Below are 11,890 nucleotides of genomic sequence, written 5' to 3'. Positions count from 1 at the left end.
GACGCGACCATGGACGCTCCTCAAACCCGTAAACGAACCCGTAAAGCCCAAGCTGCCGTGGTTTCCCTGGCTTATCGGCTGGCGGTCACTTCACGCATTGTCGCCGCACTGTTCGGCGGTTATCTGATTGCAGCCCTGAGCAGCGTGTGCATCACCCAATGGCTGCCGATGCCCCGCGCCGATGCGGTTGTCACCGGCATGATGTTGTCGTTTGTGGCCTATCTGTTGGCGGTGATCTGGTGCTTTGCATGCCGTACGGCGTGGCGGGCATGGGCAGGTATTCTGCTGCCTGCGGCCATTCTGGCGGCTGTTTTCGGTCTGGGACGGTGGTTGTCATGAAGGAAGGTTTTCGTCAGGCAATGGCCTGGCTGCACACCTGGATCGGACTGGTATTCGGCTGGCTGTTGTTTGCGATCTTCCTGACCGGGACCCTGTCCTACTTCAAGGAAGAAATTAACCGCTGGACCCATCCGGAAATTCCGGCGCGGGTGGTAAACACCGAGGCCAGTGTTGATCGGGCCCAGGCTTACCTGCAGCAGAACGCTGCGAACGCTACACGTTGGTTTATCGATCTGCCCGATGAGCGCGAACCTGCTCTGGGGCTGATGTGGCAGACCGCGGCGCAAGAGGGCAAGCGCGGCGCGTTTACCCGCAAGAACCTGGACCCGCAGACCGGCGAAGAAATCCAGACGCGCAGCAGCATGGGCGGCGAGTTTTTCTATCGGTTCCACTTCCAGCTGCAAATGCCGCATCCATGGGGCCGCTGGCTGTCGACCATTGCCGCCATGTTGATGTTCATTGCGCTGATCACCGGGATCATTACCCACAAGAAGATTTTCAAGGAGTTCTTCACCTTCAGGCCGCGCAAAGGTCAGCGCTCCTGGCTGGACGGGCATAACGCAATTGGCGTGCTGGCGCTGCCATTTCATCTGATGATTACCTACAGCAGCCTGGTGATCTTCATGTCGATGGTCATGCCCGCCAGTATCGTCGCCTCGTATGGCAAGGACACCCAGGCGTTCTTTGCCGATATCTTTCCGAATACCAATACTGCCAAGGCAACCGGTACGCCCGCGCCCCTCGCACCTCTTGCGCCGATGGTGCGTGCGGGTGCGCAGCAATGGCCGGACAAAGAGGTCAGCCGGCTGGTGGTCTATAACCCGGGGGACGCCGCCGCAACAGTCGTGGTGTCTCCGGGCGCAGGCAGCAGCGTCATTCATGATCCGGGTGCCAACGTCGTGTTCAACGGGGTGAGTGGTGAAGTGCTGACCTTGCCGACTCAGCGCTCCGTACCGTTGCAGGTCTATGGTGCGATGTACGGGCTGCATCTGGGGGAGTTTGCCTGGCCATTGTTGCGCTGGCTGTATTTTGTGTTTGGTATCGCCGGGACGGCCATGATTGGCACCGGGTTGGTCATGTGGCTGGCCAAGCGTCAGGTCAAACACGCCAAGACCGGAGTGTTGCCCTTTGAGCTGCGGCTGGTGGAAGTGCTTAACATCGCAGGCATGGCCGGGTTGATGCTTGCCGTCGCTGCATTCTTCTGGGGTAATCGCTTGCTGCCGGTCGGGCTTGCCGAGCGCAGTGATTGGGAGATCAACCTGTTCTTCAGTGTCTGGGGCCTTTCGGTGCTGCATGCGCTGCTGCGCAAAGGCCGTCAGGCGTGGCGCGAGCAGTTGATGTTGGGCGCGGTGCTGTTTGCCGGTTTGCCGTTGCTGGATATCGTTACCAGCGGCCACTACTTGCTGGCCTCAGTGCAGAAACAGGATTGGGTGCTGGCGGGTTTTGATCTGACCGCTTTATGTACCGGCCTCTTCATGGCCTGGGGCGCCAGAAAATTTCGCCCGGTACGGCCGATAGCCACGGCTGCGGTTGAACAACATTCACGGTCAGCCCGACTTGAAAGTGAGGTTCACTGATGTTGCTGGCGACATTACTGTGTTACGTGGGCTTCACGGCGCTTTGCCTGTCCATGACCAAACACTACGGTGAGCTGCTGCACAGCAAGCTCAGCCCTGCTCGCAGCCGCTTGCTCAAAGGCTTCGGCTGGTTGTGCCTGGCGCTCTCGCTGTGGGCCGCACTGGCTTCCACTCCCTTGGGTATGGGCCTGGTGCAATGGTTTGCGGCGTTGATGGGCAGTGCGCTGCTGCTGGTGTTCCTGATCCCGTTTCTGCCACGGCTGGTGTTGGTGCTGGCCGCAGCCGTGGTGTTGGTCGGGCCGCTGATTTTTATTAATCAGATGCTGGCGTGACCCTGTAAACGTTAGAACTGTAGGAGCTGCCGAAGGCTGCGATGGCGGTATGTCAGGTTGAATGCTTCGCAGCCTTCGGCAGCTCCTACAGGAATCCGGAAAACGCCAGTCGATATTCCCCTGGCGTAGCGCCCATCGCCTGCCGAAAGCGATTGTTGAAATGGCTGGCACTGGCAAAGCCGCATTCCAGCGCAATGGTCCCAAATGCCATCTGCGTAGTACGCAGCAACTGGCGAGCGTGGTTCAGGCGTCGGGCCAGCAGGTATTGATGGGGCGGCAAACCGAAGCTTTCGCGGAACATCCTTGCGAAGTGATATTCGGACAAAGCGCACAGCCCGGCCAGTTGCCCAAGGCTCAGCGGTTCGGCGAGGTGAGTTTCGATGAACTCCACCAACTGTCGACGCTGATGCGCTGCCAGGCCGCCTTTCAAACGTAAACCGTCACGCATGCCGACCTGATCAAACAACGCACGGCTGAGCATTTCGTGAGCCAGGCTGCTGGTCAGCAAGCGTTCGCCGGGCTCATTCCAGTTCATCTGGATCAACTGACGAAAGCGCAAGGCCTGCTCAGGGTCATCATGAAACGTGTTTTCGCGCAGTTGAAGCTCACGAGGCTCGCGGTCCAACAGGGTGATGCAGCCCAGGGCGAATTGCTCGGGGCTGATGTAAAGGTGCGCCAGACGAATTTCGCCGTTGATCACCCAGGCTGATTCATGCCCGGCGGGCAGGGTGCAGAGTTTGTCGGGGCTGCCTTTCTGGTCTGGCCTGTCGCGACGAAACGTACCTGTGCCGCCGTCGATGTAACACGACAGCGTGTGGTGGCTGGGGCCGTGATACTCCTGCGAGTCGTGGCGGTTGTTCCACAAGGCCGCGACCAAACCATCGCCCAGCACCGCGCTCTGCTCAAGACGAGCATGGGGTGAGCTGTTCAGGGCCTGAAAGACCTGGATGGATTCGATGGCTGGCATGGCTCGCATCCTACGCCTTACAAAGCTCTCTGCCAGCCACCGCCGAAGCAAATGCGCAAGATTATGCAAATGACCGGTTCATACTCGCCGCAGACTGACGCTTCACATTGGGAGTCGCGTCATGAACATTTCGCTTTATTTGCTTACCGTCCTGATCTGGGGCACCACCTGGATCGCGCTGAAATTGCAGCTCGGCGACGTGGCAATTGCGGTCTCCATCGTTTACCGATTCGGCCTCGCAGCGCTGGTGTTATTTGCGATGCTGTTGCTCAGCGGCAAGCTGCAAAAGGTCAATCAGCGTGGGCACATGCTATGCGTTGCCCAAGGGTTGTGCCTGTTCTGCATTAACTTCATGTGCTTCCTGACCGCCAGTCAGTGGATCCCCAGCGGACTGATCGCCGTGGTCTTCTCCACTGCGACCCTGTGGAATGCACTCAATGCGCGGGTGTTCTTCAAACAGAAAGTCGCCCGCAATGTGCTGGCGGGCGGCGCTCTGGGACTGACTGGTCTGGGGTGTCTGTTCTGGCCTGAACTGTCCGGTCACAGCGCCAGCCAAGAGACACTGATGGGCCTGGGCCTCGCTTTACTGGGCACCATGTGTTTTTCGGCGGGCAATATGTTGTCGAGCATGCAGCAGAAAGCGGGCCTGCGGCCCATGACTACCAACGCCTGGGGCATGTTTTATGGCGCAGCGATGCTCAGTCTGTATTGCTTGCTCAGCGGCACGCCGTTCGGGTTTGAGTGGACGACCCGTTATGTCAGTTCGTTGCTGTATCTAGTCATTCCAGGCTCGGTGATCGGCTTTACCGCCTACCTGACGCTTGTCGGCCGCATGGGCCCGGAGCGTGCAGCCTATTGCACGGTGCTGTTCCCGGTGGTGGCGTTGAATATCTCGGCTTTCGCCGAACGCTACCAATGGACCGCCCCCGCACTGATGGGGCTGGTGTTGGTGATGCTGGGCAATGTGCTGGTGTTCAGGAAGCCGAAGGTGGTGGTGCCGGTGGGGGCGAAGCTGGCTTGAGGTAAGTGAAATGCATTATCTGTAGGAGCTGCCGCAGGCTGCGAAGCGTTTTTCAGGTATACCGCAATCGCAGCCTTCGGCAGCTCCTACAGGGCTACATCAATCTTTCCAGACCTGCGGATTCACCAGGTTTTGCGGCTTCTCACCGAGCAACGCGGCGCGCAGGTTGGTGTAGGCAAGATCCGCCATGGCCTGTCGGGTTTCGGTAGTGGCCGAGCCGATGTGTGGCAGGGTCACGGCGTTTTTCAGGCTGAACAGCGGCGAGTCGCTGAGCGGTTCTTTCTCGTAGACATCCAGCCCTGCACCGCGAATGGTGCCGTTCTGCAAGGCCTCGATCAGCGCGGTTTCGTCGACAATCGGGCCACGGGCAATGTTGATCAGGATTGCGCTGGACTTCATCAAACCCAGTTCACGGCTGCTGATCAGGTGTTTGGTCTTTTCGCTCAACGGCACTACCAGGCAGACGAAATCCGCCTCGGCGAGGAGTTGATCAAGGCTACGGAATTGCGCGCCCAGCTCTTGTTCCAGCTCGGTTTTGCGGCTGTTGCCGCTGTACAGGATCGGCATGTTGAAACCCAGACGACCACGGCGCGCAACCGCTGCGCCAATGTTGCCCATACCCACGATGCCCAGCGTCTTGCCATACACATCAGTGCCGAACTGCGCGGCTTCAACGCTGCGTTTCCACTGACCGGCCTTCGTCCAGGCATCGAGTTCAGCAACCCGGCGGGCGCTGCTCATGATCAGGGAAAAGCCCAGGTCGGCGGTGCTTTCAGTCAGCACATCCGGCGTGTTGGTGAGCATGATGCCGCGTTCGTTGAAGTAGCTGACGTCGTAGTTGTCGTACCCCACCGAAATACTCGACACCACCTCCAGCTGAGTGGCGGCTGCCAGCTGTTCGCGCCCTAGCTGGCGACCTGCGCCGATCATGCCGTGGCACTTGGGCAGAGCGTCATTGAACTGTGCATTCAGATCGCCCAGCTTCGGGTCGGGCACGATCACGTTGAAATCCTGTTCCAGCCGTTCGGCCATTTCGGGGGATACACGGCTGAAGGCAAGTACGGTCTTTTTCATGGGGTAGCTACTCTCGCACGCTTTTTATAAAGGGTTACAGATGAGTAGCACGCTAACATTCCCGTCATCAAGCCGTAAACACCGGCCATAGGGGCTGACGAGCAGCGCGAGGCTGCGATGGTGCTGTGTCAGATAAAACGCTATCGCAGCCTCGCGCTGCTCGTCGCTCCTACAGGGAATGCATTTCAGGGATCAGGCGATGGAGCGCATGGCGTGCGTATGCAGGTCGGCTTCGTGGGCGGCCAGAATGTCCGGCAGCGAGCCGCGCAGGTATTCCACCCACGTCTTGATCTTCGCATCCAGGTACTGACGCGACGGATAGATGGCGTACAGGTTCAGCTCCTGGGAGCGGTATTCGGGCAGGACCCGTACCAGCGTGCCATTGCGCAGGCCTTCGATGGCGGAATAGATCGGCAGAATGCCCACGCCCATGCCGCTGCTGATGGCCGTCTTCATGGCGTCTGCCGAGTTGACCAGAAATGGCGAGGTATGGATTGTGACCATTTCCTGACCTTCAGGGCCATCGAACAGCCATTTTTCCAGCGGGAACACCGGGCTGACCAGTCGCAGGCATGCATGGTTGAGCAGGTCAGTGGGCTTGAGCGGGATGCCGAAGCTTTTGACGTACTCCGGCGATGCACACGCGATGCTGTAAGTGATACCCAGGCGCTGCGACACAAAGCCTGAATCCGGCAGTTCACTGGCCAGCACGATGGACACGTCATAGCCTTCTTCGAGCAGATCCGGCACGCGATTGGCCATGGTCAGGTCGAAAGACACGTCCGGATGATTGCGTCGGTAACGGGCGATGGCATCGATCACGTAATGCTGACCGACGCTGGACATCGAATGCACCTTGAGCTGGCCGGCTGGCCGCGCATGGGCATCGCTGGCTTCGGCTTCGGCTTCTTCCACATACCCCAGAATCTGTTCGCACCGCAGTAGATAACGCTTGCCGGCTTCTGTGAGCGCGATTCGGCGTGTGGTGCGGTTGAGCAAACGGGTTTGCAGATGGGCTTCGAGGTTCGAGACGGCGCGCGAAACGTTGGCGGTAGTTGTGTCGAGCTGGACGGCCGCGGCCGTGAAGCTTCCCGCTTGCGCCACACAACTGAACGCACGCATGTTTTGCAGGGTATCCATGGGCAGTTCTCTGGAGAGATAGCAAATTGTGACACGAAGTAACTGACCCATGTCAGCATACCTGAGGATTATCTCCGTTTCTGTAACAAAGAATCGCACTTCTCCCGGCTTATCGGCGTTCGTGGCGGACCCTAGAATCGCGGCACCTGGGTCATTTTCACCTTACGTCGGGAAGTACCGTTGTGCGTCGCATCATCAGAAGGGCCGCGCCCTTCAGTGTCTGGGCTTTAACGTTAGTCATCAGCGGCTGCATCGGAACCGGCGGGATCGCACCACAAGGCAAGGCTTTGCCTGTCGACAGCCTGGCCACCGACGCTGCCATCAGCAACGCTGAGCGGGATGCGCACTGGCCAGCCGCTCAGTGGTGGCGCGCCTATAACGATCCACAGCTCAATCGCTGGATTGACCTCGCTGCCGCCGGTGCGCCGAGCCTGGCCATGGCTGCAGCGAGGGTTCGTCAGGCCAAAGCCATGGCGGGCCTGGCTGAATCCGCCGAGTCGTTGCACATCAATGGCGAGGCGTCGCTCAAACGTCACGATTGGGCGACGGATCAATTTTACGGCCCCGGCGCGCTCGCCAATACCACCACATGGGACAACAATGCGTCGCTTGGGCTGAGCTACTCGCTGGATTTCTGGGGGCGTGAAAGCAACGCGACCGAACAGGCGCTTGACATGGCTCACATGAGCGCAGCTCAGGCCCGTCAGGCGCAGCTGGAACTGCAGGACAACATCGTGCGCGCCTACATTCAGCTGTCGCTCGATTACGCTCAGCGCGACATCGCTGAAGCCACGCTTGCGCAGCAGCAACAGATTCTCGATCTGGCGCAGCGTCGTTTGAAGGGCGGTATTGGTACCCACTTTGAAGTCAGCCAGGCTGAAACGCCTTTGCCGGAAACCCATCGGCAAATCGACGCGCTGGATGAAGCCATTGCCCTGAGTCGCAATCAACTGGCGGCACTCGCGGGTAAAGGCCCGGGGGAGGGCGCGAGCCTGCAGCGGCCAATACTGGCGCTCAATACTGTTCTGAAACTGCCTTCTGCCTTGCCAGCACAGCTGCTCGGTCAGCGCCCGGATGTAGTAGCCAGCCGCTGGGCGGTCGCGGCTCAAGCGAGAGGCATTGATGTGGCGCATGCAGATTTTTATCCGAACGTCGACCTGATCGGCAATCTTGGATACATGGCCACTGGCGGCGGCATGCTGGAATTTCTCGCGGGCAAAAAATTCAACTACAGCGCAGGTCCGGCTGTCAGCTTGCCAATCTTCGACGGTGGGCGTTTGCGGTCGCAACTGGGGGAAGCATCGGCGGGTTATGACCTGGCGGTGGCGCAGTACAACCAGACGCTTGTCACCGCCCTCAAGAGCATTTCCGATCAGTTGATCCGCCGTGAGTCCATGGACAAACAGCAAGCGTTCGCCAGCGAATCGGTGGCTGCCGCGCAGAAGACGTACGACATTGCGGTGATTGCGTATCAACGTGGCCTGACGGATTACCTCAATGTGCTCAACGCTCAGACCTTGTTGTTTCATCAGCAGCAGATTCAGCAGCAAGTCCAGGCCGCCCGCCTGACGGCTCATGCCGAACTGGTCGTGGCGCTGGGCGGTGGGCTGGGTGCGGGCAGCGATACACCGGCCGAAGACAAAACCCAGGCGCCGAAAACTCCGGCCACGCTGGCGGTGTTTGACCGTTGAATATCTCCTGTCGGAACGCGGTCCCCCGTGGGAGCGAATTCATTCGCGATGGGTTCAGTACATCCAGCAGAGATCTATCGCCTGAAATACCGCCTTCCCGGATAAATCCGGTCCCACAAGTGCTACGTCCGGCTCATATGACGTGCAGCCGATATGCTCTCTGTAGGAGCTGCCGAAGGCTGCGAAGCGTTTTTTCAGGCATACCGCAATCGCAGCCTTCGGCAGCTCCTACAAGGTCCGTGACATCTTGAACCGAATCACCCAACTCCCATGGCGTCGGGAGTTCAATAACTGGGCGCGCAGCGACGGGGTGACCTGGATCTACATCTTCAAGGTCCTGATCGCGGCATTCCTCACTTATTGGCTGGCCTTGCGTCTGGAATTGCCGCAGCCGCGCACGGCGATGATTACCGTGTTCATCGTCATGCAGCCGCAGAGCGGTCATGTATTTGCAAAAAGCTTTTATCGTTTGCTCGGCACACTGGCCGGTTCGACGGTGATGGTCGTGCTCATGGCTCTGTTCGCGCAAAACTCCGAACTGTTTCTCGGCAGCCTGGCGCTGTGGGTCGGCTTCTGTTCGGCAGGCGCTGCCCGTTACCGCAACTTTCGCGCCTACGGTTTCGTGTTGGCGGGCTACACCGCTGCGATGGTCGGGCTGCCTGCCTTGGCGCACCCGGAAGGCTCGTTCATGGCGGCCGTGTGGCGGGTGCTGGAGATCAGCCTCGGCATCGTTTGCTCCACGGCCGTCACCGCAGCGATCCTGCCGCAAAGCTCAGGCGCAGCGATGCGTAACGCACTGTATTCCCGCTTCGGCATATTCGCCCGCTTCGTCGCCGATGGCCTGCGTGGCGTTAACCCTCGGGATGCCTTCGAAACCGGCAACGTGCGGTTCGTCGCCGAGGCGATTGGCCTGGAAGGGCTGCGCAGCGTCACGGTTTTTGAAGACCCGCACATGCGCCGTCGCAACGGACGGCTTAACCGCCTGAACAGCGAGTTCATGGCCATCACCACGCGCTTTAACGCCTTGCATCAGCTACTTGAACGCGTGCGCGGTGATGGCGTCAGCCGGGTAGTCATCGCTGCGCAGCCAGGGCTCACTGCCCTGGCCGAGTTGCTCGACGGTTTCGCCAATCGATTTCTGACTCCCGAGGATGCATCGCAACTGGTCCAGCAACTGGAAGCGTTCAAGGCTGATTTGCCAGCGCGGGTGCGTGCTCAGCGTACGGCTCTTGAGGACATACACCCCAGCGAAGCCGAACTGCTGGATTTCCACACTGCTTATGAATTGCTGTACCGCTTGGTCAGCGACATGCACGACTACGCCCAGACCCACGCCTCACTGGCCGATCACACACACATCAGGGAGAAGTGGGAAGAAGAGTTCCTGCCCAAAACCAGCTGGATGGCGGCAGCGGCAGCAGGTATTCGGGCAACGTTCATTCTGGCGATCATGAGTGTGTATTGGGTGGCGACCGCCTGGCCCAGCGGCGCGACCATGATTCTCGTGTCGGCGGCCACGGTCGCGTTATCGTCCACCACGAACAACCCGCGCCGCATGTCATTTCAGATGGCCTGCGGCACCTTGCTCGGCGCCGTGCTGGGCTTCATCGAAACCTTTTTCATCTTCCCGAACATCGACGGCTTTCCACTGCTCTGCCTGTGCCTTGCGCCGGTGTTCATGCTCGGCGCGTTCCTGGGTTCGCGGCCGCAATGGTCAGGCTACGGATTGGGCTTGCTGATCTTCTTTGGCATCGGTTCGGTGCCGGATAACCTGACGATCTACAACCCCTACACCTTCATCAACGACTACATCGCCATGGTCCTTGGCATGTTGCTGTGCGCCGCGGCGGGGGCGATTATCCTGCCGCCTAACGCGCGCTGGATGTGGCGACAACTGGAAGGCGATTTGCGTCGCCAGGTGGTGTTCGCCATCAGCGCGCCGTTGAGTCGCCTGGGTTCCAGCTTTGAAAGTCAAACTCGCGATCTGATGCATCAAGCCTACGGGCTGGCAGCCGGCAAGCCACAGGTGCAGCGTGAATTGCTGCGCTGGATGTTCGTGGTGCTGGAAATCGGCCACGCGATTATCGAGCTGCGTCGCGAGCAGGAAATGCTTCCGGTGCATCCCGCCTATGCCCCGTGGCAGTCCTGGCGTGTCGCGATCCGGGTCATGGGCCGGGCGTTGATTCGCCTGTTCATACAGCCCGATCACAGTAACTGGCAGCGCGCATTGGCGGCTGTCGATCACGCCATCAACCGTGTGCAGAACAGCGACGAACCCTTTGCCCCGCACTTTGATACGTCTGTTCTGCGCAGGGTGAAAAGCTACCTGCACTTCATTCGTTCGTCATTGCTCGACCCGCAATCACCACTGGCTGCCTATGCCCTCACGGGCCAGCCGCAAGGATTGATCCATGCCTCGTGAAATCGCTTTTCATGGCCTGTACATGCCCAGTGTGACGGTTCTTTTTCTAATCGCCGTAGTGATCGCCTGGGCACTCGACCGGCTGCTGGCGGGCTTTGATCTGTACCGGTTTTTCTGGCACCCGGCATTGCTGCGGCTGAGCCTGTTTACCTGCATTTTCGGCGCGATGGCGCTGACTGTTTACCGTTGATTCTTGAGTAGCCCTGATGAAAAAGCTCTTCAGTCTTATCGCCACGTTACTGGTCCTGGCCCTTGCCATCTGGATTGGCCGCACCTTGTGGGTCAATTACATGGACACGCCCTGGACCCGCGATGGCCGGGTGCGCGCCGATATCATCAACGTCGCCGCCGATGTCAGCGGCACGGTGGTTGATGTGCCGGTGCGTGATAACCAGCGGGTGAAGAAAGGCGATCTGCTGATGCAGATTGATCCCGAGCATTACGAGGTGGCCGTCAAGCAGGCGCAGGCACTGGTGGCCTCACGCAAGGCGACCTGGGAGATGCGCAAGGTCAACGCCAAGCGCCGTGCCGACATGGACAACCTGGTGATCTCCACCGAAAGCCGTGACGACGCGAGCAACATCGCGGTGTCGGCCCAGGCTGATTATCAGCTGGCACTGGCCGGGCTTGAAGCCGCCGAGCTAAACCTGCGCCGCACGCGGGTGCTGGCAGCGGTAGACGGCTATGTCACCAACCTGAATGTGCATCGCGGCGACTATGCACGCATCGGCGAGGCGAAGATGGCTGTGGTGGACATGAACTCGTTCTGGGTTTACGGCTTCTTTGAAGAAACCAAGCTGCCGCATATCCGCGTCGGTGACCCTGCGGACATGCAGCTCATGAGCGGTCAGTTGCTCAAAGGTCACGTGGAAAGCATCGCTCGCGGCATCTATGACCGTGACAATCCGGAGAGCCGTGAGCTGCTCGCCGACGTCAACCCGACCTTCAACTGGGTGCGCCTGGCGCAACGCGTACCGGTGCGTATCCATCTGGATGAAGTGCCCGCAGACGTGCTGCTGTCGGCGGGCACTACGTGTACGGTGATCGTGAATCCAGAGGCTGGGCGCTCCGACGGATAACGATGACTCGGTTCAAGGCTGCACACCGAGTCGTCTGCATCGCGAGCAAGCTCAGCTCCCACAGATGCCGGTGATCCCTGTAGGAGCCGAGCTTGCTCGCGATGAACGATAACGGGGTCTGTCTGAATAACCGCAGCGCCTGAATCGTCGGAATGCCGCCCAGACCAAGCCCGGCTCTCACAGATGCCGGTGATCCCTGTAGGAGCCGAGCTTGCTCGCGATGAACGATAACGGGATCTGTCTGAATA

Annotated in this window: 11 protein-coding genes; 8 read left to right on the top strand and 3 right to left on the bottom strand. The window is 59.5% G+C overall.

All coding sequences use genetic code 11. The annotated features are described in order from the left end of the window. The first annotated feature begins 9 nt into the window (after positions 1–9). The 3 genes from EE949_RS01135 to EE949_RS01125 are packed head-to-tail and all read left to right on the top strand — an operon-like array spanning position 10 to position 2,248. Positions 10–339: a DUF3649 domain-containing protein gene (locus tag EE949_RS01135; protein ID WP_240350558.1), complete on the top strand. Its 330-nt coding sequence runs from the start codon at positions 10–12 to the stop codon at positions 337–339. Beyond that, on the top strand, positions 336–1,916 hold the full coding sequence (locus EE949_RS01130; RefSeq protein WP_122662168.1) for a PepSY-associated TM helix domain-containing protein: 1,581 nt from the start codon (positions 336–338) through the stop codon (positions 1,914–1,916). The genes EE949_RS01135 and EE949_RS01130 overlap by 4 nt, the downstream gene beginning before the upstream one ends. Next, positions 1,916–2,248 carry a DUF3325 domain-containing protein gene (locus tag EE949_RS01125; protein ID WP_122662166.1) on the top strand — a complete coding sequence of 111 codons (333 nt, stop codon included), beginning with the start codon at positions 1,916–1,918 and terminating at the stop codon, positions 2,246–2,248. Before EE949_RS01130 ends, EE949_RS01125 begins: the two co-directional genes overlap by 1 nt. A gap of 85 nt (positions 2,249–2,333) precedes the next feature. On the opposite strand, the gene EE949_RS01120 is transcribed toward EE949_RS01125, so the two are convergent. Continuing rightward, entirely contained in the window at positions 2,334–3,215 is an 882-nt protein-coding gene (locus tag EE949_RS01120) for a helix-turn-helix domain-containing protein (RefSeq protein ID WP_122662164.1), read from the bottom strand. A gap of 121 nt (positions 3,216–3,336) precedes the next feature. On the opposite strand from EE949_RS01120, the gene EE949_RS01115 reads away from it, so the two are divergent. After that, a complete protein-coding gene (locus tag EE949_RS01115) occupies positions 3,337–4,236 on the top strand; it encodes a DMT family transporter (protein WP_122662162.1) in 900 nt (299 codons plus the stop codon). A 99-nt stretch (positions 4,237–4,335) separates the two neighbouring features. On the opposite strand, the gene EE949_RS01110 is transcribed toward EE949_RS01115, so the two are convergent. Then, positions 4,336–5,310, bottom strand: a complete 975-nt coding sequence (locus EE949_RS01110) for a 2-hydroxyacid dehydrogenase (protein WP_122662160.1) — start codon at positions 5,308–5,310, stop codon at positions 4,336–4,338. A 192-nt stretch (positions 5,311–5,502) separates the two neighbouring features. Continuing rightward, positions 5,503–6,450: a LysR family transcriptional regulator gene (locus EE949_RS01105; RefSeq protein WP_122662158.1), complete on the bottom strand. Its 948-nt coding sequence runs from the start codon at positions 6,448–6,450 to the stop codon at positions 5,503–5,505. 182 nt (positions 6,451–6,632) lie between these two features. On the opposite strand from EE949_RS01105, the gene EE949_RS01100 reads away from it, so the two are divergent. From EE949_RS01100 to EE949_RS01085, 4 genes are all read left to right on the top strand, one after another. Beyond that, positions 6,633–8,141, top strand: coding sequence for an efflux transporter outer membrane subunit (locus EE949_RS01100; RefSeq protein ID WP_162874375.1), 1,509 nt, complete (start codon positions 6,633–6,635; stop codon positions 8,139–8,141). 244 nt (positions 8,142–8,385) lie between these two features. Continuing rightward, a complete protein-coding gene (locus tag EE949_RS01095) occupies positions 8,386–10,563 on the top strand; it encodes an FUSC family protein (RefSeq protein ID WP_122662154.1) in 2,178 nt (725 codons plus the stop codon). Then, entirely contained in the window at positions 10,553–10,753 is a 201-nt protein-coding gene (locus tag EE949_RS01090) for a DUF1656 domain-containing protein (protein ID WP_122662152.1), read from the top strand. Before EE949_RS01095 ends, EE949_RS01090 begins: the two co-directional genes overlap by 11 nt. 16 nt (positions 10,754–10,769) lie before the next feature. After that, positions 10,770–11,642 carry an efflux RND transporter periplasmic adaptor subunit gene (locus EE949_RS01085; RefSeq protein WP_122662150.1) on the top strand — a complete coding sequence of 291 codons (873 nt, stop codon included), beginning with the start codon at positions 10,770–10,772 and terminating at the stop codon, positions 11,640–11,642. The last annotated feature ends 248 nt before the right edge of the window (positions 11,643–11,890 follow it).

The organism is Pseudomonas viridiflava (assembly GCF_900602065.1).
In the GTDB taxonomy this organism is placed as follows: domain Bacteria; phylum Pseudomonadota; class Gammaproteobacteria; order Pseudomonadales; family Pseudomonadaceae; genus Aquipseudomonas.
This window is presented reverse-complemented; position numbering and strand designations above follow the sequence as displayed.